Origin of the sequence: Aneurinibacillus sp. XH2 (assembly GCF_001439585.2) — a bacterium.
Taxonomy (GTDB): Bacteria; Bacillota; Bacilli; order Aneurinibacillales; family Aneurinibacillaceae; genus Aneurinibacillus; species Aneurinibacillus thermoaerophilus.
The window spans coordinates 1,445,352-1,467,638 of sequence record NZ_CP014140.1; the positions used below are offsets into that span (position 1 = coordinate 1,445,352).

At 49.7% G+C, this 22,287-nt stretch carries 25 protein-coding genes; all 25 read left to right on the top strand.

Going from position 1 to position 22,287, the window contains the following annotated elements; genetic code table 11:
- The first annotated feature begins 103 nt into the window (after positions 1-103).
- Positions 104-697, top strand: a complete 594-nt coding sequence (fapR, locus tag ACH33_RS07045; protein ID WP_057898367.1) for a transcription factor FapR — start codon at positions 104-106, stop codon at positions 695-697.
- On the top strand, positions 694-1,698 hold the full coding sequence (plsX, locus tag ACH33_RS07050) for a phosphate acyltransferase PlsX (protein WP_057898368.1): 1,005 nt from the start codon (positions 694-696) through the stop codon (positions 1,696-1,698). The genes fapR and plsX overlap by 4 nt, the downstream gene beginning before the upstream one ends.
- Entirely contained in the window at positions 1,685-2,713 is a 1,029-nt protein-coding gene (locus tag ACH33_RS07055) for a beta-ketoacyl-ACP synthase III (RefSeq protein WP_057898369.1), read from the top strand. Before plsX ends, ACH33_RS07055 begins: the two co-directional genes overlap by 14 nt.
- On the top strand, positions 2,710-3,651 hold the full coding sequence (gene fabD / locus ACH33_RS07060) for an ACP S-malonyltransferase (RefSeq protein ID WP_057898370.1): 942 nt from the start codon (positions 2,710-2,712) through the stop codon (positions 3,649-3,651). Before ACH33_RS07055 ends, fabD begins: the two co-directional genes overlap by 4 nt.
- Positions 3,652-3,670: 19 nt before the next feature.
- Positions 3,671-4,411: a 3-oxoacyl-ACP reductase FabG gene (gene fabG, locus ACH33_RS07065; protein ID WP_057898371.1), complete on the top strand. Its 741-nt coding sequence runs from the start codon at positions 3,671-3,673 to the stop codon at positions 4,409-4,411.
- Between the two features lie 50 nt (positions 4,412-4,461).
- Positions 4,462-4,695, top strand: coding sequence for an acyl carrier protein (locus ACH33_RS07070; RefSeq protein ID WP_057898372.1), 234 nt, complete (start codon positions 4,462-4,464; stop codon positions 4,693-4,695).
- Between the two features lie 137 nt (positions 4,696-4,832).
- Positions 4,833-6,074, top strand: coding sequence for a beta-ketoacyl-ACP synthase II (fabF, locus tag ACH33_RS07075; protein ID WP_057898373.1), 1,242 nt, complete (start codon positions 4,833-4,835; stop codon positions 6,072-6,074).
- Positions 6,075-6,098: 24 nt separating this feature from the next.
- Positions 6,099-6,788, top strand: a complete 690-nt coding sequence (gene rnc / locus ACH33_RS07080) for a ribonuclease III (protein ID WP_057898374.1) — start codon at positions 6,099-6,101, stop codon at positions 6,786-6,788.
- Between the two features lie 13 nt (positions 6,789-6,801).
- Positions 6,802-7,881: an elongator complex protein 3 gene (locus ACH33_RS07085; protein ID WP_057898375.1), complete on the top strand. Its 1,080-nt coding sequence runs from the start codon at positions 6,802-6,804 to the stop codon at positions 7,879-7,881.
- A gap of 203 nt (positions 7,882-8,084) precedes the next feature.
- Positions 8,085-11,645 (top strand): chromosome segregation protein SMC, encoded by a 3,561-nt coding sequence (gene smc, locus ACH33_RS07090; RefSeq protein ID WP_057898376.1) that lies wholly within the window; start codon positions 8,085-8,087, stop codon positions 11,643-11,645.
- A 25-nt stretch (positions 11,646-11,670) separates the two neighbouring features.
- The gene (ftsY, locus tag ACH33_RS07095) at positions 11,671-12,672 is read left to right on the top strand and encodes a signal recognition particle-docking protein FtsY (RefSeq protein WP_057898377.1); all 1,002 of its coding nucleotides are present in this window, start codon (positions 11,671-11,673) and stop codon (positions 12,670-12,672) included.
- Positions 12,673-12,787: 115 nt separating this feature from the next.
- Positions 12,788-13,132, top strand: coding sequence for a YlxM family DNA-binding protein (ylxM, locus tag ACH33_RS07100; RefSeq protein WP_082705940.1), 345 nt, complete (start codon positions 12,788-12,790; stop codon positions 13,130-13,132).
- Positions 13,133-13,142: 10 nt separating this feature from the next.
- Positions 13,143-14,495, top strand: a complete 1,353-nt coding sequence (ffh, locus tag ACH33_RS07105; RefSeq protein WP_057898378.1) for a signal recognition particle protein — start codon at positions 13,143-13,145, stop codon at positions 14,493-14,495.
- Between the two features lie 96 nt (positions 14,496-14,591).
- The gene (gene rpsP, locus ACH33_RS07110) at positions 14,592-14,867 is read left to right on the top strand and encodes a 30S ribosomal protein S16 (protein WP_057898379.1); all 276 of its coding nucleotides are present in this window, start codon (positions 14,592-14,594) and stop codon (positions 14,865-14,867) included.
- Positions 14,868-14,899: 32 nt separating this feature from the next.
- Positions 14,900-15,127 carry a KH domain-containing protein gene (locus tag ACH33_RS07115; protein WP_057898380.1) on the top strand — a complete coding sequence of 76 codons (228 nt, stop codon included), beginning with the start codon at positions 14,900-14,902 and terminating at the stop codon, positions 15,125-15,127.
- Between the two features lie 107 nt (positions 15,128-15,234).
- Positions 15,235-15,651, top strand: a complete 417-nt coding sequence (locus tag ACH33_RS07120) for a YlqD family protein (RefSeq protein ID WP_057898381.1) — start codon at positions 15,235-15,237, stop codon at positions 15,649-15,651.
- A gap of 3 nt (positions 15,652-15,654) precedes the next feature.
- Positions 15,655-16,170 (top strand): ribosome maturation factor RimM, encoded by a 516-nt coding sequence (gene rimM / locus ACH33_RS07125; RefSeq protein ID WP_057900283.1) that lies wholly within the window; start codon positions 15,655-15,657, stop codon positions 16,168-16,170.
- Positions 16,171-16,179: 9 nt separating this feature from the next.
- Entirely contained in the window at positions 16,180-16,938 is a 759-nt protein-coding gene (gene trmD, locus ACH33_RS07130; RefSeq protein ID WP_057898382.1) for a tRNA (guanosine(37)-N1)-methyltransferase TrmD, read from the top strand.
- 146 nt (positions 16,939-17,084) lie between these two features.
- The gene (rplS, locus tag ACH33_RS07135) at positions 17,085-17,432 is read left to right on the top strand and encodes a 50S ribosomal protein L19 (protein WP_057898383.1); all 348 of its coding nucleotides are present in this window, start codon (positions 17,085-17,087) and stop codon (positions 17,430-17,432) included.
- Between the two features lie 175 nt (positions 17,433-17,607).
- Complete coding sequence (gene lepB / locus ACH33_RS07140; RefSeq protein WP_057898384.1) at positions 17,608-18,177, top strand: signal peptidase I; 570 nt, start codon at positions 17,608-17,610, stop codon at positions 18,175-18,177.
- Between the two features lie 22 nt (positions 18,178-18,199).
- Entirely contained in the window at positions 18,200-19,099 is a 900-nt protein-coding gene (gene ylqF / locus ACH33_RS07145; protein ID WP_057898385.1) for a ribosome biogenesis GTPase YlqF, read from the top strand.
- Between the two features lie 111 nt (positions 19,100-19,210).
- Complete coding sequence (locus ACH33_RS07150) at positions 19,211-19,984, top strand: ribonuclease HII (protein WP_057898386.1); 774 nt, start codon at positions 19,211-19,213, stop codon at positions 19,982-19,984.
- Positions 19,985-20,022: 38 nt separating this feature from the next.
- Complete coding sequence (locus ACH33_RS07155; RefSeq protein WP_057898387.1) at positions 20,023-21,495, top strand: hypothetical protein; 1,473 nt, start codon at positions 20,023-20,025, stop codon at positions 21,493-21,495.
- Complete coding sequence (locus ACH33_RS07160; protein ID WP_057898388.1) at positions 21,492-21,770, top strand: EscU/YscU/HrcU family type III secretion system export apparatus switch protein; 279 nt, start codon at positions 21,492-21,494, stop codon at positions 21,768-21,770. Before ACH33_RS07155 ends, ACH33_RS07160 begins: the two co-directional genes overlap by 4 nt.
- Positions 21,767-22,138, top strand: a complete 372-nt coding sequence (locus ACH33_RS07165; protein ID WP_057898389.1) for a YraN family protein — start codon at positions 21,767-21,769, stop codon at positions 22,136-22,138. Before ACH33_RS07160 ends, ACH33_RS07165 begins: the two co-directional genes overlap by 4 nt.
- Positions 22,139-22,287: the final 149 nt, after the last annotated feature.

The window sequence follows — 22,287 nt, forward strand, 5'->3', positions numbered from 1 at the left end:
TAAAAAGAACGTTGTTATTTTAGCGGTTTTTTTATATACTGCTATTAGTAGCTGGTAATAAGAACGGCTGAGTATTGTGGAGCGACTTAGGTGGTGAAGCAAGATGGCTCGCCTTGCGAAAAAAGTTCGCCAGGAGGCACTGCACAACTTGCTTGCGGAAAGTCCGTTTTATACGGACGAAGAACTTGCCGCACATTTTGGCGTGAGCATCCAGACGATCCGGCTTGACCGGCTGGAACTTGGCATTCCGGAAGTCCGGGAACGGATCAAAAACATGGCGAAAAAGAAACTGGATGAAGTAAAGTCTCTTCCGATTGAGGAGGTCGTCGGAGAGTTAATTCATATCGAGCTGGATCGCTCGGGTATTTCTTTGCTGGAGATTACAGAAGAACATATTTTTTCTCGGACACAAATTGCTCGTGGGCATCATATTTTTGCCCAAGCTAATTCACTGGCTGTCGCGGTTATTGATGCGGACGTTGTTTTAACTGCCGCGGCACGTATTCGCTATATTCGTCCTGTTCGCCTTGGCGAGAAGCTGGTCGCCAAAGCTACCGTACGCGAGACGAAAGGTGATCAGAGCAAAGTGCGAGTTGAGACGAGGGTACAGGATGAACTTGTATTTAGTGGAACGTTTCGCGTGTTCCGCATGCGGGATTTTGACGCTATGGCCAGTCATAAACAGGAGGATGTATGATTATTGCAATAGACGCGATGGGGGGAGATTTCGCTCCTACCTCGAATGTGGAAGGTGCCATTCAGGCTGCACGGGAAATGCCGGACGTCCGCATCGTGCTTGTGGGTGATGAGGCACGGCTTGCCCCGATGCTATCCCAGGCGCCAAAAAATATTGAAATTAGACATGCCAGCGAAATGATTGCGGCTGACGAGGAACCAGTGAAAGCGGTACGTCGCAAGCGTGACTCTTCGATGGTTGTTGGCGTAACGATGGTGAAGAATAAGGAAGCTGATGTGATCATTTCCGCTGGAAATACGGGCGCATTCATGACAGCGGCTTTGCTTATTACCGGACGTATTAAAGGGATTGATCGCCCGGCGCTCAGTCCGATTGTACCGACGGTGGATTCTGCGGGCGTGATGATTCTTGACGCGGGAGCCAACATGGATGCTCATCCGAAGCATTTGCTACAATATGCGATTATGGGCAACATTTACGCGGAAAAAGTAATGGGCGTGGAACGGCCACGCATTGGACTTCTTAACGTCGGTACCGAAGAGAAAAAAGGCAATGATTTAACGAAAGAAACTTACGGTTTGTTGAAAGAAAGTTCGCTGAATTTTATTGGCAATGTGGAAGCGCGGGACATTATGGAACACGTATGCGATGTTGTCGTTTGCGATGGTTTTTCCGGCAATATCTTGCTGAAAACGATGGAAGGCACGGCCAAAACGATGATGTCGGTCATGAGGGGAGAATTTACGCGTACCATTACCAGCCAGCTTGCCGCGATGATGCTTCGCCCAGGACTCAGGCGGATGAAAGCACAGATGGATTATTCAGAATATGGCGGAGCACTTTTGATGGGCGTGCAAGGGATTTGCATTAAAGCGCACGGCTCCTCCAACCCTCGCGCCATTCATATTGCGGTAAGACAGGCGAAGAAGTTTATTGAACAGGATATTAACGGATTGATTGCGAGAGAAATTCAAGAGGAAAGCGGGGATGGCAATGTTTAAAGCAGTTCGGTCTGCAGGCATTTTAGCCACGGGCCGTTATTTGCCGGAGAAGGTATTAACGAATGCGGACCTAGAGAAAATGGTAGATACGTCGGATGAATGGATTGTCACCCGGACAGGAATTAAGGAACGGCGCATCGCACGGGAGGATGAGACATCTTCCGATATGGCGGTGGCGGCGGCTCGCCAGGCGCTTGACAAGGCGGGCATTGCTCCTGAAGAGATTGATCTGATTATCGTTGCGACGATTACGCCAGATATGTTCTTTCCATCCACGGCTTGCCTTGTGCAGGAGCGATTGGGGGCGAAGCGTGCGGCGGCGTTTGATCTGTCGGCAGCATGTTCCGGTTTTTTGTATGGCACATCGGTTGCCGCCCAATTTATCGCCAACGGTCTATATCGTTACGCGCTTGTTATTGGCGTAGAAAACCTGTCGAAAATCGTTGATTGGACAGATCGCAATACGTGCGTGTTGTTCGGCGACGGCGCAGGTGCGGCACTGCTCGGTCCGGTGGAAGACGGCATGGGATTTTTGTCGTTTGAACTTGGAGCTGATGGCGGTGGTGCGGAGCTGCTGAAGCTGGAAGCGGGCGGCTCCCGCATTCCGGTACCAAAGGTGAAGCCGGGTAGTCGTGAGAACTACATTTACATGGCTGGCAGCGAAGTATTCAAATTCGCCGTGCGTGCGATGAATACAGCGTCAGATCAGGTGCTTGAAAAAGCAGGCATTACCAAAAAGGATGTAGATTTTCTTGTTCCGCACCAGGCGAATCTTCGCATTATTGATTCGGCGGTTAAGCGTCTCGGTTTGCCTTATGACAAGGTGGTTGTGAACCTGAACCGGTACGGTAACATGTCGTCGGCCTCCATCCCGGTCGCATTGGATGAAGCGGTCAGCGAAGGGCGGATCAAAGAAGGCGATACCCTTGTGCTTGTAGGGTTCGGCGGCGGTTTAACATGGGGAGCTTCCGTTATGAAATGGTGTACGACCGAGAAAAAGGAGGTTCAATCATGAGTAAAACGGCGTTTATTTTTCCCGGTCAGGGCTCTCAGTTTGTTGGCATGGGAGTCGATCTGTATGAAAAGGAAAGTGCAGCAAAAGCCGTATTTGATGAAGCAGACCGGGCGCTTGGATTTTCCCTCTCCGCTCTTTGCTTTGAAGGGCCAGAAGAAAAGCTACGTTTGACGACCAATACTCAACCTGCTATTTTAACCACGAGCGTAGCTGTGTTACGCGTGCTGGAAGAGAAACTGAACGTTGTGCCGGATTATGTAGCCGGGCATAGCTTGGGGGAATACTCGGCGCTTGTAGCGGCAGGTGCGTTGTCGTTTGCTGACGCAGTGCAAATTGTGCGTGCGCGTGGTCAGTACATGGAAGAAGCTGTTCCTGCAGGTCAGGGCGCGATGGCGGCTGTCATGGGCATGGAACGCGAAATGCTCGCCGATGTATGCCGGAAGATAACAGAGGAAGGCGCGCCTGTGCAGCTCGCTAACTTAAATTGCCCAGGACAAATTGTAATCTCCGGCAGCGCGCAGGGCGTAGCGAAAGCCGGTGAAGCGGCAAAAGCAGGCGGAGCGAAGCGCATAATACCGCTGAATGTTAGCGGCCCCTTCCATTCCATGCTAATGGAGCCGGCGACGGAAAAGCTTGCTCGCAAACTTGATGATTATACAATCCAAGACGCAGCGGTGCCCGTTGTCGCCAACGTGTCCGCACGTCCGGTGCGGACGAAAGAGGACATCAAAGAATCATTGATTCAGCAGGTCGCATCGCCTGTACTCTGGGAAGACAGCGTACATTTTATGCTTGAAGAAGGCGTTGAGCTGTTCGTGGAACTCGGCCCGGGCACTGTGCTTTCAGGATTGGTGAAAAAAGTGAATCGCAAAGTAAAAACACTTGCCATTCAAGATATCACGACACTTGAAAAAGCGCTTGCAGAACTGCAGGCATAAAGATTAGGAGGCCAGAGGAATGCTGAAAGGAAAAGTGGCGCTCGTTACAGGTGCATCCCGTGGCATTGGTCGTGCGATTGCGCTTGAACTAGCGCGTCAGGGGGCGGATGTGGCCGTCAATTATGCAGGAAACGAAGCCGCGGCGCGTGAAGTGGCCGATGAAATCGTGAAGTTGGGCCGCCGGGCGATCGTGGTGAAGGCGAATGTGGCTAATGCGGGCGAAGTGGATGCGATGGTGAAGCGGACGTTGGACGAACTGGGGAAGCTGGACATTCTCGTCAATAACGCGGGCATCACGCGCGATAATCTTTTGATGCGCATGAAGGAAGAGGAATTTGATGAAGTGATTGCCACCAATTTAAAAGGTGTGTTTAACTGCATGAAGGCGGTAACGCGACCGATGATGAAAGCGCGGACGGGGCGCATTATTAATATCTCATCCGTTGTGGGGGTTATGGGCAACGCCGGCCAGGCGAATTATGTAGCCGCAAAAGCCGGGGTAATTGGCATGACTAAGTCGGCGGCGAGGGAGCTTGCGAGCCGTAATATTACAGTGAACGCGGTGGCTCCCGGTTTCATTGATACGGATATGACCGTAGTGCTTGGCGATGAAGCGAAACAAGCGCTCTTACATCAAATTCCGCTTAGCCGTCCTGGCAAGCCAGAAGATATCGCACACATTGTGGCGTTCATTGCGTCCGACAAAGCCGATTATATTACCGGTCAGGTTTTCCATGTTGATGGTGGCATGTACATGTAGGAAATCGTATAATAAACAAATGATCACCGCTTTGAGAGGAGGTGAAGGCTGTGGCAGATACGTTTGAGCGTGTGAAAAAGATCATCGTAGACCGACTCGGTGTTGATGAATCTGAAGTTAAAGAAGACGCTTCATTCAAAGACGACCTTGGCGCTGATTCTCTTGATGTCGTCGAACTTGTAATGGAGCTTGAAGATGAATTCGACCTTGAAATCTCCGATGAAGATGCAGAAAAAATCACAACTGTGGGGGATGTAATTAAATACATAGAGTCCCACAAGTAGTAGGTTTTGCTGCTTCAGGTAGAAGTCCCGTATGTGCATGCGGGACTTTCTCCTCATTATAAAGTAAGAATAAAGCGAGAGCGTAAATCGCCAGCACATATAAACATAAGGATATCTCTATAGCTTGAGGTGAAACGATGAAAAATCGCGTAGTAGTAACAGGAGTAGGGGCGGTAACGCCGCTTGGCAATAACGCAAAAGCTTTTTGGGAAGGGCTTTTGGCTGGCAAATCTGGCGTTGATTACATTACCGCATTTGATACGACAGAATATCCCGTTAAAATCGCGGCGGAAGTAAAAGATTTCAATCCGGAAGAATTTATAGACAAAAAAGAAATTAAGCGTACCGATCGCTTTGTGCAGTTTGCGATCGCCGCCGCGAAGATGGCTGTGAAGGATGCGGGGCTTGAGATTACAGAAGAAAACGCTGAAAATATAGGGGTATATATCGGCTCAGGCATTGGCGGACTGGCTACTTTAGAGGAACAGTGTACTCTTCTAATGGAGAAAGGCCCGCGCCGTGTCAGCCCGTTTTTCGTGCCGATGATGATCGCCAACATGGCGTCCGGTCAAGTCTCGATTACCCTTGGCGCCAAAGGCCCAAACAGCGCCGCCATTACCGCATGTGCCAGCGCAACACACTCTATCGGTGATGCATTCAAAATTATCGAGCGCGGATTCGCCGATGTTATGATTACCGGCGGCGCGGAAGCGCCGATTCGCCCGCTGGCAGTGGCCGGCTTTTCTAACATGAAAGCTCTTTCCACTCGCAACGACGAACCGCAGAAAGCAAGCCGTCCGTTTGACAAAGACCGTGACGGATTTGTTATGGGCGAAGGTGCGGGCGTTATTGTGCTTGAGTCGCTTGAACACGCCAAAAAGCGCGGCGCGACGATTCTTGCAGAAATCGTCGGATACGGTATGAGCGCGGATGCGTACCACTTAACACAACCGGCTCCGGAAGGGGAAGGTGCGGTGCGGGCGATGATCGCGGCGCTCAAAGACGCGGGGCTCAAGCCGGAAGAAGTAAGTTATATTAATGCGCACGGCACCTCTACCGATTACAATGATAAATTTGAAACAATGGCGATTAAGAAAACGCTAGGAGATTATGCATACAAAGTGGCGATCAGTTCTACGAAATCGATGACAGGTCATTTGCTTGGGGCAGCGGGTGGCATCGAAGCGGTAGCGAGCGTACTAACGTTGCGCGATCAGATTGTACCACCGACGATCAACTATGAAACACCGGACCCGGAGTGCGATTTAGATTACGTGCCGAATGAAGCGAGAAAAATGGATGTAAATGTTGTGATATCAAATTCGCTCGGCTTCGGAGGACATAATGCGACCATTGTCTTTAAAAAGTATGTAGATTGATACCCATTTGGTGGTGAATAAGGAGTGGACTTTGAAGCTTTGCAAAAAGAGATTGGGGTGCGCTTTAAAAATGAAAAGCTGCTCCGTCAGGCGTTTACCCATTCTTCATATGTCAACGAGCACCGTGGCAAACTGTTCCAGGATAACGAACGCTTGGAGTTTCTCGGTGACGCGGTGCTGGAACTAACCGTTTCTCAATTTTTGTATACTCATTTTCCGAAAATGACCGAAGGAGAATTGACCAAGCTGCGGGCGGCTATCGTTTGTGAACCTTCCCTTGTGTTGTTTGCTAATCAGCTAAAATTTGGCGATATGATTTTGCTGGGCAAGGGCGAAGAGATGACCGGAGGCAGATGCAGGCCAGCGCTCCTGGCGGATGTATTTGAGGCGTTTATCGGTGCGCTTTATCTTGATCAGGGGCTTGACGCGGTGTTCCGCTTCCTTGAAAAATACGTCTATCCGCGGGTTAATAAAGGTGAGTTTACCCGTATCACAGATTACAAAAGCCAGCTCCAGGAGTTTGTACAGCGCGATGGTCTCGGTGAAATTCAATATCGTATCGTACAGGAGAGAGGCCCGGCACACAGCCGCGAATTTGTGTCTGAAGTACTCTTGAACGGCACTGTACTGGGCCAGGGTACGGGTCGTTCGAAAAAAGAAGCGGAGCAGCATGCGGCGGCGATGGCGCTGAAGCGTCTTGCTGTCAAGCAATGAATAAGAGGGGCAGATGAGACGTATGAAACAGCATGTGAACATCGCATTGTTCGTCCCTCATCAAGGTTGCCCGAAAGATTGTGTGTTTTGCAACCAGTCGCGGATTACCGGACAGAAACGGGAGAACAGGCTGACAGAAGAGGCGGTGCGGCAGTCGATTGAACAACAACTGTCAACTGTCAGCACGGAACAGAACGCAGAAATTGCGTTTTTTGGCGGCAGCTTTACCGGATTGCCTCGAAGCTATCAAACGATGCTTTTGACGATAGCAAAAGAATACGTGGATAGGGGACTCGTTCATGGTATTCGCCTTTCCACGCGCCCAGATTATATTGCCCCTCATATTATGGAGTATTTGCTTCCCTATGGAGTGACCACCATCGAGCTAGGTTGCCAGTCGCTCGATGACGAAGTGCTTGCGCTCTCCAAACGCGGGCATACGGCTGCTCAAGTAGCGAAAGCTGTGGACATCATTCGGCGATATCCCTCTATACGGCTCGGCCTACAAATTTTGCCGGGCCTTCCGGGAGATACGCTTGCCAAAAGCGTGCGTACAGTAGAGGAGATTATAAAGCTCAAACCGGATTTCGTGCGTATCTATCCAGCTTTGGTTATTGCAGGTACGGAACTGGAATGGCTGTATCTTACCCGCCAATATGAGCCGCTTTCGCTTGAAGAGGCGGTGCAATGGACGGCGGAAATGTGGCCTCCGCTGCTTCGAGCTGGCATTCCTGTTATCCGTATGGGCCTTCATTCTTCGGATGATTTGCGCAGCGAAGGCACCGTGCTGGCCGGTCCGTTCCATCCTTCGTTTCGCCAGCTAGTTGAAGAGGAATTATTTTTCCGTTTGCTGAAGCGAATGATGGAAAGGATCGTGCCAGATATGGGGCCGTCTGTGGAAGTTACGGTTCACCCGGCGGACGAGACGGCGCTACGCGGGCGCAAAGGGAGAAACTGGCGCACTTTTGTATCTTGCCTGAAAAAAAAGGAAAAGCAGGTTGTGCTGGTATTGGATAGGAATCGTCCGCGCTGGCAAATCAGCTGGAGAACAGGCGGAAACCACGAACAGCGCCTCTCTTTTTGCGAACTGTAGCATGGCGGCTAGAAGACAAAGGGAAACGAATGGGGATGCAGAAGAGGTTGGATAGATGTTGGCTTGCGGCCGCTCTGCTTCCAACCTTTTTTCCTCTTTTTTGCACGGAGTGACGACAGTGATACATGATGAAAAGAGAAAGCTGCACAGGATGGATACATTCGCGCTTTTGTGCGGCGCAAGGGAGGATGAGGAGCGAATTTATGTATCTAAAGCGCCTCGAAATTACTGGATTCAAGTCGTTCGCCGATCGTACGGAGCTGGAGTTTGTACCTGGTATAACGGCCGTTGTCGGGCCTAATGGCAGCGGCAAGAGCAATATTTCCGACGCGATTCGCTGGGTGCTTGGCGAGCAGAGTGCTAAGTCGCTGCGCGGGGCAAAAATGGAAGATATTATTTTTTCAGGTAGCGATTCGCGCAAGCCGCTGAATTTCTGCGAAGTATCGCTGACGCTTGACAATACTGATCAGCAGCTTAAAATTGATTTTTCCGAGATTACCGTAACGCGGAGAGTATATCGCTCCGGTGAAAGCGAGTACTATATTAACCGGCAAAGTTGCCGTCTGCGTGACATCGTGGAATTATTCATGGATACCGGTGTGGGCAAGGAAGCGTATTCTGTTATCGGACAGGGGAGAATCGAAGAAATACTAAGCACCCGCTCCGAAGACAGGCGGGGGCTTTTTGAAGAAGCGGCTGGCATTGTTAAATACAAAGCACGCAAAAAAGAGGCGGTAAAAAAACTTGATGAGACTGAACAAAATCTTGTGCGCGTGCAGGATATCATGAAAGAACTCGAGGAGCAAATTCAGCCGCTCGCCAAACAGGCGGAGAAAGCGCGCGCCTATCTTTCGTTGAAGGAGACGCTGGCCCAGCATGAAATCGGATTATACGTAAAGCAATTTGATTTGCTGTATGCAGAGTGGGAAGAAGCAAAAGCGCGCATTGATAAGCTTGTGGGTGAACAGGTTGAGTGCGCTGCAAGCATCAATCGGATGGATGCCCAAACCGCTGATTTACGAGCATTTGTGGGCGAGCAGGATCAAGTGCTCGAAGAATTGCAGCAGCGTCTGCTTATGGTTACAGAAGAAGTTGAAAAAAAAGAGGGCGTCAGGGAAGTGCTGCGCGAACGTTTGCGCAACTATAGCAAAAATAAGCAGGATGCGCGCAATAAGGCTTTTGCTTTAACGGAAAAGCAGGATGCGTTGCGCGACCAAATCGCCGTGGCGAAACAGCAGCTGGAAGCGGCGGGTAAAGAAGTAACGGCGCTTGAAAAAGAGCTTGCGCTTGAACAGAGGCGCTATATGAATTTTGCCGCGTTTTCCGACGGGGACGTAGAACGCCTGAAAGCCGATTACTTTGAAATTTTGAACCAAATGGCGTCGATGCGTAACGAAATTCGCCACTGGCAACAGTCGATTGAAGCGAACAAGCAGAAATGGGAGCGGCTTGAGGCAAGCAACCGGCAGCTAATTGACCAGAAAGAAAGCTTGAATGCACGCAGGGAGGAACTTGAACAGGAGCTGGCCGATATTTCCGCGCGTCTTGCCGCAAGCATTGAAGCGTTCAAAAAAGAGGCGGCCGCGCAAAAAGAACGGACCGACAGAAAATCCCATTGGCTGGAAGCGTTGCGTGAAGGTGAACATAAATTGAATGCATTGTTGTCACGGCGCGATACGATGAAAGAGATGCAGGCCGATTTCTCCGGTTTTATGCAGGGAGTAAGAGAAATTCTAAAGGCGCGCCAGCAAGGGTTCAAAGGGATTGAAGGCGCGGTGGCGGAGCTGATCTCGACGGATAAGCAGTACGAAACCGCAATTGAAGTCGCGCTCGGCGGCGCTCTGCAACATGTCGTTGTTACGGACGAGGCGGTGGGACGGCAAGCCATTGCGCTTTTAAAAAATAGACGAGCCGGGCGTGCCACGTTCCTTCCGCTTGACGTTATTCGGCCGCGCCAGCTTCCGGCTGCTGAGCGCACCCGCGTTATGGAAATGGACGGCGTGATCGGCGTGGCGGCCGAGCTTGTTAGTTGCGCGGAACGCTATGAACATATTGTTTATAATTTGCTCGGCAATGTTGTAGTAACAAAAACGCTTGAACAGGCGAATGCCGTAGCCCGAACGCTAGGGTACCGCTACCGGGTCGTGACGCTGGAAGGCGATGTGGTGAATCCGGGTGGTTCTATGAGCGGCGGCGCCATCCAGCAGAAGTCAAATCATCTTCTGGGGCGCCAGCGCCAACTTGAACAACTTGAGGAAGAAATCGTCCGTCAGAAGCGGATAAACGAGGAGCTATACGCCCGGCTCGAAGCGGCAAAAGCCGACGAAGAAGCATGGATGCAAAAGCAAGAGCAGATACGGGCTGAAGGCGAACGTCTGCGCTTAAGGGAACAGGAAATAAAGGGCCTTCTGCGCGAACTGGAAGCGTCCGAGAAAAACATTGCCGAACGTTGGGAGTTTTTCCAGCAGGATCAGGCATTGCTGGAAAAAGAGTATAAGCAGGCAAAACATCGTATCGCTGTATTGGAAGAAGAGCTGGAGGAAATGGCGATCGCTGAGCAGGAAAAGCAGCAGGAAATTGAGGCGGCTGAACGTAACAAAAAAGAAAAAGAGACAAATAAGGAGACGCTTAGCGCACGCATTACCGAATTGAAAGTGCAGGTTGCAACCCGCAAGGAGCAGTATGAGGCACGTCTTTCCGAATATAATCGGCTGGAAAAGGAGTATAAAGAGGTTAGCACGGAATTAGAGGCGACGTCCAAGACACTATTGCTGCTTGATTCCGATAGCGCGACTAGCGACGAAGAAGAAGAAAGGCTGGAGCGGGAAATTCGCGCCTTAAGGACGGAAAAAGAACAATACAGCATGCACATTCAGGAGCAACGAAAAAAACGTCAGGAAGTGCAGGCACAGCTTGCGGAGCAGGAAGCTGAAATCAAAGAAAAACGTCGCCAGTTGAAAGAAATTGAAGAAAATTTGCATAAGCATGAAGTAAAAGTGGAACGCATGGACGTGGAGCTTGATAACCTGCTACAAAAATTGCGTGAAGAATATGAGTTAAGTTATGAAATGGCAAAGGCAAAATATCCGCTACCAGACGATGTCGGTGAAGCGGCCAAGCTTGTGAACAGCATTAAGCAGCAAATCGCTGCGCTTGGCACGGTCAATCTCGGCTCCATTCAAGAATATGAGCGGCTGCGCGAGCGGCAGGAGTTCCTGCTTTTACAGCACCGCGATTTGAGCGAAGCGAAAGCGACGCTTTATCAGGTCATCGCCGATATTGAAGCGGAAATGTCCCGCCGTTTTAAAGAAACGTTCGAAGCGATCCGCGAACAGTTCCAACTGGTGTTTACGCAGCTGTTCGGCGGCGGGCGTGCAGACCTACAGCTGTCAGATCCGGACAACCTGCTGGAGACAGGTATCGAGATTGTGGCGCAACCTCCGGGTAAAAAGTTGCAGTATCTGGCGCTTTTGTCCGGCGGAGAAAAAGCATTAACAGCTATCGCGCTTCTGTTTTCCATTTTGCGGGTTAAGCCGGTCCCATTTTGCGTGCTGGATGAGGTGGAAGCAGCGCTTGATGAAGCGAACGTAACCCGTTTTGCACAGTATTTGCGAGAGTTTTGCGAAAAAACGCAGTTCATCGTCGTAACTCACCGGCGCGGCACAATGGAAGGCGCTGACGTTCTATACGGTGTTACCATGCAGGAGTCCGGCGTATCTAAGCTCGTATCCGTTCGTCTTGAAGACGAGACGATGGTATCGTAAATTACAGGAAGAAAGGAAGCACGCCATGAGTTTTTTTAAAAAGCTGAAGGAAAAAATCTCCGGCCAGGCCGAGACGATTACAAACAAGTTTAAGGAAGGTTTGACGAAAACGCGCAGCGCGTTTGAAAAATTGGAAGACCTCGTACGTCGCTACAAGCGGATTGATGAAGAATTCTATGAAGAACTAGAAGAAATCTTAATTTCCGCTGACGTCGGCGTCAGCACGGTTATGGAACTTGTGGATGAGTTGCGAAGCGAGGCGCGCAAGCGGAAAATTGAAAATGCGCACGATTTGCAGCCGATCCTGTCGGAAAAACTGGTGAATTTGTTGCAGGACAAAGATGAGGATACGTCTTTAAACGTTGAAGATGGACGATTGAACATTATTTTATTTGTTGGCGTCAACGGCGTTGGGAAAACGACAACTATCGGTAAAATGGCGCATATGTTTAAAAGCCGAGGCAAAAAAGTGCTCCTAGCGGCGGGCGACACGTTCCGGGCGGGAGCGATTGACCAGCTTGAAGTATGGGGGGAACGCGTTGGTGTAGAAGTCGTAAAGCAGCAGCAAGGTTCCGATCCGGCCGCGGTCATTTATGACAGCATCCACACGGCACGGGCCCGCGAAGCTGATGTTCTGCTGTGCGACACGGCAGGCCGCTTGCAGAACAAGGTGAATCTAATGGAAGAGCTTGCGAAAATTAAACGCGTGATTCAGCGCGAAGTGCCGGGGGCTCCGCATGAAACGCTGCTCGTACTCGACGCTACGACCGGGCAAAATGCCTTGAGTCAGGCGAAAGCATTTAGCCAGGCTGCTGAGTTGTCAGGTATCGTTCTTACCAAATTGGATGGTACGGCAAAAGGCGGCATCGTCGTTGCGATTCGTAACGAGCTGAATGTACCCGTGAAATTTGTCGGTCTGGGCGAGAAAATGGATGACTTGCAGCCATTTGACGCGGAGCAATTTGTGCACGCGCTGTTCGCGACATCCATCGAAAAAGAAATCGCTGACGAAAAAGAAGAAGAGTAAAGAGAAAATACTTGACAGAGAGAGCGAGCTTTTGTATGATTATTTCCTGTAAAGGATACAGGCTTTACAGTTTGTGTTTATTCGCATGAATTTCCGTACACGGGGGACGGGTCCCATGCTGGAGGAAACTACGCGTCTGCATTTATTGTACGACTTTTACGGCAAGCTTTTGAAAGAAAGGCAGCGCAAATATTTTGATATGTATTACCGCGAAGATCTGTCGCTTGGCGAGATTGCCGAGCTTGAGAACATTAGTCGCCAGGCGGTGTTCGAACAGGTGAAGCGGATCGCCAGGACGATGGAAGATTACGAGAGCAAGCTCGGTCTTCTGGCTCGTTACGAGAGGCGGCGCGCCTTGCTTGAAGAGCTGGAGAGGGAATTGTCGGAGAAAGCGTGGCAACATTCGCGGGCGCTTCAGCTTACGCGTCAGCTGCTCGCGTTAGAAATGGAGATAGATTAGGAGGCGGACCATGGCGTTTGAAAGCTTAGCCAGCCGACTGCAAGCCACATTTGACAAGCTTCGTGGCAAAGGGAAAGTGACGGAAGAAGACGTAACCAAAGCGATGCGCGAGGTTCGTTTGGCTCTGCTCGAAGCGGACGTTAACTTCAAAGTTGTGAAAGATTTTGTAGCCCGTGTCAAAGAGCGCGCCGTAGGTCAGGAAGTGCTCAAGAGTCTGACGCCTGGCCAGCAGGTCATTAAGGTTGTGAACGATGAATTGACCGAGTTGATGGGCGGCGGTCAGAGCAAAATCGCGGTGGCGAATCGGCCACCGACCGTTGTGATGATGGTCGGTTTACAGGGAGCGGGAAAAACGACGACCACCGGAAAATTAGCTAATTATCTGCGCGGCAAGCTGAATCGCAACCCATTGCTTGTCGCCTGCGACATATACCGTCCGGCCGCGATTAAGCAGCTTGAGGTGCTTGGCAAACAACTGAACATCCCGGTGTTTTCCATGGGTGAGCAGGTAAGCCCGGTGGAGATTGCACAGGCCGCAATTGCGCATGCGAAAGAGCAGCATCTTGATTATGTGCTGATCGATACGGCGGGCCGTCTGCACATTGACGAAGCGCTCATGGGTGAACTGCGGGAAATGAAAGAAATAACGAAGCCGCATGAAATTTTGCTTGTCGTGGACGCGATGACCGGCCAGGATGCCGTCAATGTGGCGGAAAGCTTCAACGATCAATTGTCGATTACCGGTGTGGTGTTAACGAAGCTAGATGGCGATACGAAAGGCGGCGCGGCTCTTTCCGTTAAAGCCGTTACTGGCACTCCGATTAAGTTCGTCGGTATGGGAGAAAAAATGGATGCCCTTGAGCCCTTTCATCCGGATCGCATGGCCAGCCGTATTCTCGGTATGGGAGATGTGTTGACACTCATTGAGAAGGCGCAGATGGAAGTGGACGAAGCAAAAGCGAAAGAACTTGAACGCAAAATGCGCCATGCCGAATTTACGTTTGAGGATTTTCTGGAGCAGATGGCTCATGTTCGCAAAATGGGACCGCTTGAAGAATTGTTGGGCTTAATGCCGGGAATGAACAAAATGAAAGGCATGAAAGATTTGAAAATCGATGAGCGGGCGTTGAACCGGGTAGAGGCGATCGTCCGGTCGATGACAACGGAAGAGAAGCGGCATCCAGAGATTATTAATTCAAGTCGCCGTAAGCGAATTGCCAAGGGCAGCGGCACGACCGTTCAAGAAGTGAACCGCTTGATTAAACAATTTGAAGATATGCGCAAAATGATGAAGCAATTTACGAAAATGGCGGATAAAGCAAAGAAGAAAGGCGGGGGCTTCAAGTTTCCGTTCTTTAGCTAACAGGTTATATTTTTAAAACTAAGTCTTTTCTTATATGAATGACTTTGTTATAATAATAAATTAGTGTGTAAATCACAACATGGAGGGAATGAACAAATGGCAGTAAAAATTCGTTTAAAGCGTATGGGTCAAAAGAAAGCTCCGTTTTACCGTGTGGTAGTGGCGGATTCCCGCGCTCCGCGTGACGGCCGCTTTATCGAAGAAATCGGAACGTATAACCCGGTAGCGCAACCGGCGCAAGTTAACATTGATGAAGAAAAAGCGCTGAAATGGCTAACTACAGGCGCACAGCCGACAGACACGGTTCGCAGCCTGTTCCGCAAACAAGGTCTATTACAGAAGTTCCACGAAATGCGCAATAGCAAGAAGTAAGGCAATGAATATTGCAGCGGGAGGACTAGCGGGTGAAATCATTAATTGAAGTGATTGCCAGAGCTCTTGTCGATCATCCAGATTCCGTTTCGGTCGAAGAGGTGACACAAGAGCAAAGCACCATATACCGCTTGTCCGTTCATCCGGACGATATGGGAAAGGTGATCGGAAAGCAGGGTCGTATTGCTAAGTCTCTTCGCACCGTAGTCAATGCGATGGCAGCAAAAGAAAACCAGCGCGTGACCATTGAAATTGTATAATTAAACAAAGAAGAAAGCTGGGGCCCTCTCCCAGCTTTTTCTTCCATTTATCCGGTCTTTATGCGATAAATTGTATACATAGTCCGCAAATAAGGAGGAAATGCGGCATGCTCATTGTCAAGCGTAAAGTGAAGGTCATGATGGTTATTACTGAAGCGTCACGCTGCAAAATGCGGGATGAGTTTGTATCGATGCGAAAACGGTATGAACTAGAGCTGGAGCAACTAAATTTCCAGGCGAAGAAGCTGCTTCAGGAGGCGCAACGTAAAGGAAGAGAAGCGCTTGATATCGTTCAGCGCAGGCTTGCGAAGGAACGGCAGGTGCGTGAGGAAAAGCTTTCGCAAATTTCGTTTCAGCTTGAGCAGTTGGAAAACCTTCCGCTCGGCAGTGAGATTCATTATACGACGGTGGAAAGTGATGTGGAAGTAAAAGTCGGCGACGATTGGGGTAAGGTAATGACAGGAACGGAAATCGTGCTTAAGGACGGGATTGTAAAAGAAATTCGCGAAAGGAGCCTGGATTAAGTGATCGAGGAATTTTTTACCGTAGGTAAGCTGGTAAATACGCACGGCATCCGCGGTGAAGTTCGCGTTGTCTCAGAAACCGATTTTCCGGAAGATCGGTATAAAAAAGGCAGTGTGCTGTATTTGTTTCATCCGGCAATGAAAGACCCGGTGCCGCTGACGGTTATGTCCGCGCGCCAGCATAAAAACTTTTATTTGTTGACATTTAAAGATCATCCTTCCATTCAGCATGTGGAAAAATATAAGGGCGGGCTGCTTAAGGTGAAGGCAGAAGACAGGAAGCCGCTTTCAGAAGGTGAATTTTATTTCCAGGATATCCTCGGCAGCGAAGTGTTTACGGAGGAAGGAAGACGCCTCGGCGTGGTCAAGGAGATTTTGCAGCCTGGAGCCAATGACGTTTGGGTAGTAAAGCAAGATAAAGGAAAAGATATTTTGCTTCCGTATATTGATGACGTGGTGAAACAAGTAGATGTAAACAATAAGAAGATTACCGTTCATCTCCTTGAAGGGCTTGTCTAGGAGGATAGGATGCAAATTGACATTTTAACGCTGTTTCCGGAGATGTTCGAAGGTGTGCTCGGAGCGAGCATTGTCGGTAAAGCCGCACAAAAAGGGATTGTATCGTTTCGTGTCATCAATTTTCGTGAATTTTCAGATAATAAGCACGGACAAGTGGACGACATGCCGTATGGTGGCGGAGGCGGTATGGTACTCAAGCCGGAGCCGATTTTCCGGGCGGTAGAATCGCTGACTGGATCGCTGGAAGAAGGCGCGGAGCATTCTGTGGGTGGCAAGCCGCGCGTTATTTTACTGTGCCCACAGGGGAAGCGATATAATCAAGCAATGGCGGAGGAGCTAGCGGAAGAGAAACATTTGATTTTTATTTGCGGTCATTATGAAGGCTACGACGAACGCATCCGCGAGCACCTGGTGACCGACGAGATTTCTATCGGCGATTATGTGTTAACAGGGGGCGAACTTCCTGCCATGGTTATTATTGATAGTGTGGTACGTTTGCAGGAAGGAGCGCTCGGAAATGCGCAATCAGCGGTTGCTGATTCATACAGTATGGGCCTGCTGGAGCATCCGCATTATACGCGCCCGGCCGAATTTCGCGGCTGGCGAGTACCGGATGTACTATTATCTGGCCATCACGAAAACATCGAAAGATGGCGGCTCAAAGAATCGCTTCGTCGCACACTTATGCGCCGGCCGGATCTGTTGGAAACGATCGAGATGACACCGAAAATAAAAAAATTGCTTGAAGAGATAAAACGGGAGTTGTAACCAGTTTTCGGTTATGGTATGATAAATCTTGTGAGCCATTTTGGTTCGGATTAAGATGGTCCTCTTCCTATCGGGAGGTTCGCAGACTCGAACATAGCCGCTTACTTCTCATATGGAATGAACATCTGTTGGAAGGAGGAAAACTCATGCATCATATTATTCGTGAAATTACGCAAGCGAACATGAAACAAGATATTCCTAGCTTCCGCCCCGGTGACACTGTACGTGTGCATTTGAAAGTAATTGAGGGGCAACGCGAACGTATTCAGGTGTTCGAAGGCGTTGTAATTAAGCGCCGCGGAGGTGGCATCAGCGAGACTTTCACGGTTCGTAAAGTTTCTTATGGTGTCGGTGTTGAGCGTACACTGCCGCTCCATTCTCCGAAAATCGAAAAAATCGAAGTAGTACGTCAAGGTAAAGTTCGTCGTGCGAAGCTCTATTATCTGCGCGATCGTGTGGGTAAAGCGGCACGTATTAAAGAAATTCACCGTTAATACGGGAAAAAGGAGCTTGGTAACAAGCTCCTTTTTTAGCGATTCGGAAATGAGTAACCAGAGTTAGGGGTTCAGAAATCCGCCCCTTCTTCCTGCGCTCGTGTTACGTTTCGGTGAATGAATAGCCGTGGATAGGAAAAAAGGCCGAATTTACGGCACGTAAGGAGGATTCGTGATGGTTGAAGAGACCTCCTCTGAGTCAACCAAAAAAAGAAAGGGAAAAAGCGAAGCATGGGAGTGGCTGAAAGCGCTTGGTGTTGCCGTCGTGCTTGCGCTTTTCATCCGTACGTTTTTGTTTGCTCCGTTTCTTGTTGATGGTTCTTCGATGATGCCGACATTAGAAAATGGGGAGCGTTTGATCGTAAATAAATTAATTTATTATATTCAAGACCCGAAACCGGGCGATATTGTTGTCTTCCATGCAACCCGGGAGAAAGATTATATTAAACGGGTCATTGCCACGGAAGGGCAGACCGTGGAAGTAAGGAACGATCAGCTTTACATAGATGGAAAGCCGGTCGATGAATCGTATTTAAAACAGTATAAAGAAGAGGCGAGAGCGGCAGGCTATGTGTTGACGGAAGATTTCGGACCGGAGAAAGTGCCGCCGGGCCATATTTTCGTCATGGGTGACAATCGCCGCAACAGTACGGATAGCCGTGTTATTGGGCCCGTGCCTGTGAAAAGCGTAGTGGGTCGTTCAGAGCTGATAATCTGGCCGCTTGATAAGATTCGTTTGAACTAACAAGAAATGCAGGTGAAGGCATATGACGATTCAATGGTTTCCGGGTCATATGGCTAAAGCGCGCCGACAAGTGACGGAGAAGTTGAAGCTGATTGATGTCGTGATCGAACTTCTGGATGCACGTCTTCCTTTATCGAGCCGCAATCCGATGATCGATGAGATTGTTTCTGGAAAACCGCGTTTAATTTTATTGAACAAATCCGATCTGGCGGCTGAAGAGATAACGAAGGCGTGGGTACGGCATTTTGCTGAAAACGGCATTAAGGCAATTCCGATTGACGCTCTTTCCGGCCGCGGCGTGAGTAAATTGCCACAGGAATGCGAGGTGCTCGTTGAGGAAACGATGCAGAAGCGACGTGCTAAAGGGATGCAGGATCGGGCGATTCGTGCCATGATTCTTGGAATCCCGAACGTCGGCAAGTCATCGCTAATGAATCGGCTGGCTGGCCGCAAAGTGGCGCAAACAGGGGATCGTCCGGCGGTTACGAAGGCCCAGCAATGGGTGAAAGTCGGCAAGGTGCTAGAGCTATTGGACACACCGGGAATTTTATGGCACAAATTTGAAGATCCGCTCGTGGGGCTTAGGCTTGCTGCCAGCGGCGCCATTAAAGATGAAATTATAGATTTTCAGGAAGTGGCGCTGTTTGTTGTTGCGTACTTGCGAATGTACTACAGCAACGCGCTCAAAGAGCGCTACCAGCTTGCCGAACTGCCCGAAAGTAAACTGGAGATTTTGACGGAAATCGGTCGTAAACGTGGCTGTCTGGTGAGTGGCGGCCATATTGATTATGATAAAGTAGCCGAACTGATTCTGCGTGAATTGCGCGGCGGCAAGATTGGTCGGATTTCGCTGGAGCGCCCGGATGACGAGTTTACGCTTGAAATGGCACGTGTGAGCATGGATGAGCTTACGCCCTATTGATGAATTGCCTGTTTTATATTTTGTAGAAGAAAATAAACGTGTGGCTTCGGCTACACGTTTTTCTTATGGCGTTAACACAAGAAATATTGATAAAAAAGGAGCGGAATCTCATTGAATATCGCCGACATGACGATAAAAGAAATAAAGGAATGGCTAGAGACTTGCAAGGAGTTGCCGGCAGAAGTGCAGGCTCTGTTTATGGCTGATGCGCGAAGCGGTGTGCAAGCGGTATATAGAAGGTGGCAGCGAAACCAGGAGAAGGCACGAAAACAGCAGGAACGTTGGCTTGAGATGAGCCGATACGAACGCGAATTATGGAAAAGGGGGTACAGGCATATCGCAGGTGTGGACGAAGTGGGCCGCGGCCCGCTTGCAGGGCCTGTCGTTACTGCTGCCGTTATTTTGCCGCAAGATTTTTATTTGCCGGGACTAAACGATTCAAAAAAAGTGTCTCCTGCTCAACGGGAAGTTATGTACGAACGGATTATGGAAGGGGCTGTTGCGGTGTCAATCGCGATGAGCGACGCGCCCCTTATCGACGAAATGAACATTTTTCAGGCGACGCTTCGCGCCATGCACGAAGCGGTACGCGGTTTGCAAGTTGTGCCGGATATTACGCTAAATGATGCAGTCACAATTCCACAGCTTTCCTTGGAGCAGAGACCGCTTATCGGCGGGGATGGAAAAAGTATTTCCATTGCCGCTGCCTCTATTGTTGCAAAAGTGGAACGCGACCGGCTTATGAAAGAATATGACAGGCAATATCCGGGATACGGGTTTGCTTCCAACATGGGGTACGGTACGGCGGAGCATCTCGCCGCATTGCGAGAGAAGGGACCATGTCCGATTCATAGACGTAGCTTCGGTGGCGTACTTCAGTCATAGCGTCTTTTTGTATGCATTTCAGGGCAAGGAGGGAGAGAATGATACAGAGCTTTGTGCTGAACCATGTATTTCAGCAAATGCAACGGACGCAATTATCCGCGGTAGAACTTGTTCCAGGGCAAGTGTTTCAGGGGAAAGTACTAAAGCTATTTCCAAATAATATGGCGATGGTGCAACTGGGGGGCATGACGGTTACGGCGCGTCTGGAAACGCCGTTAGAATTGGGACAGCGTACATGGCTGCAAGTACAGCCAGGCGGGGGGCCAATTTCACTGAAAGTGATTAGCCAGCCGGAAAAGCAGAATCAGGCTACGGAAGCAAGCATGGAAGGCTTGGCGAAAGGACTCGGAGTTCCGCTAACAAAAGAATGGCTCGCCTTTTTGCAAAAAGCGCTTGACGCTCGCATTCCTCTATCCGGTGGCTCGCTGCGTGCTGTGATGCAAGCGATACGGGAGGTGGGTGGTGGTACGACTGCGGAAGACGCGGCTTTGTTTGCCATGCAAAAAGCGCTTCCAATTACCAAGGAAACCATATTGGCGTTACGGTCATTTGCAGGAAACAGCAATTTGGAAGCAGGAATGAAAAATCTTCTTCAGAATATGCATGACTTGCTTACACGCCCGGAATCGATTGCAGCAGGCATAAAGGAGCCGCTTCAACAGGCGGCCGGACAGCTTGCGGCTGCGCGGGTGATTCTTGCCCAGGTACAGGAAAAGCTTGTTTCATCGCCGACAAAATTCGAGGGGCAGGTACAACGAACAATTTCTTCTATAGAGCAACCGGCTTTGTTGTTGCAGGAATCTGGGGACGAAAGTGTTTCTAAGGCCCCTTTAGCCGCTTCTACCCAAGGAGGGATCAAGCGGTTAATGATAGAGTTGTTTGAGCGTCTTGGCTTTTTCCATGAACGCGCCCTGGCGCAAGCGATAGATAGGGAAGCGCAGGATTGGGGGAAGCAGGCAGGAAGCGTGAAAGGCTCGCTGCTTCAACTTTTACAGCACCCGGAAGCGAAAGCATTACCCGCTCCGTTGCGGGAGCAAATGCAGCAGCTCGTCCAGCAACTTACCGGTCAACAGCTAATGATGGCCGGAGTACAGGAAGACGTCTCGTTTGTTCAGGTAGCCCTTCAGTTGCCACTGCCCGGAGGCAAGCATGAGGAAAATGCGCTGATCCAGATTGAATCACGCAAAAAAGGCCCGGGACAGCTCGATCCAGAAAATTGCCGTCTATTTTTTTATTTGACCATGCAAAATATTGGGGAGACGACGCTTGACGTTTCCGTCGTAAACAAAATTGTATCGATTTATCTATACAATAACCGGAAAGAGCTTCCCGCGCTAGTGAATGTGTTGCGTGATTCGCTGGAGAAAAATCTTGCCGCTCAAGGGTACAGACTGTCATTGTTGCGAGTTATGACGTTGCCTGAGCGGCAAAACGATCGGAGCCAATCAGCAGCGCATGGTTTTCTTTCTTCAAATCTTACCCATTATCAGGGGGTGGATGTACGCGTATGAAAGCAAAATATACACGAAAAAGCGCGGTTGCCTTAGGCTATAATCCTGCCGAAGCTGATGCGCCCCGCGTGATTGCCAAAGGAAAAGGAAGGATCGCCGAAAAAATTCTAGAGCAGGCGAAAGAACATGGGGTGCCGATTCAGGAGGACCCTTCTTTGGTGGAAGTGTTAGCTACTCTTGAGTTAAACGAACAGATTCCTGTTGAACTTTATCAGGTAGTGGCTGAAATCTTAGCGTTTGTCTATGAGACAGACAGACGGAGCGAATGCCGATGACCCCGAAAAAAATGAACCGGCAGCGCGGTGCTGAGGGAGAAGAATGGGCTCGCCGATATCTTGAAGGGAAAGGGTTTGTGTTTGAACGGCGCAATTTCCGCACACGTGACGGGGAAATTGATTTGATTATGCGCGAAGGAGATACTCTTGTATTTGTCGAGGTAAAACTGCGCACGACAGTTCGTTTTGGACATGGCAGTGAAGCGGTGACACCGGCAAAACAGCGAACAATTCGCAAGGTAGCAACGGCGTATTTACAGCGGTACGGTTATGTAGCCAGCGCGCCTTCTGTTCGTTTTGACGTCATTTCAATTGTTTGCTATAGGGACAAAACGTATAAAGTTACTCATATTCCTCATGCCTTTTGAAAAATAGGCAAAGAAAAGAAATTTCTTCCGCGGCACCTGTCCACATGCTTGTGCAGTTTTGCGCATATAGTAATAGTGTACTCGACGTGTAACACCTCCTTTTTTGTACCTGAGCGGCTGGATGTCGTTCAGGTTTTTTTGCGTTTTCT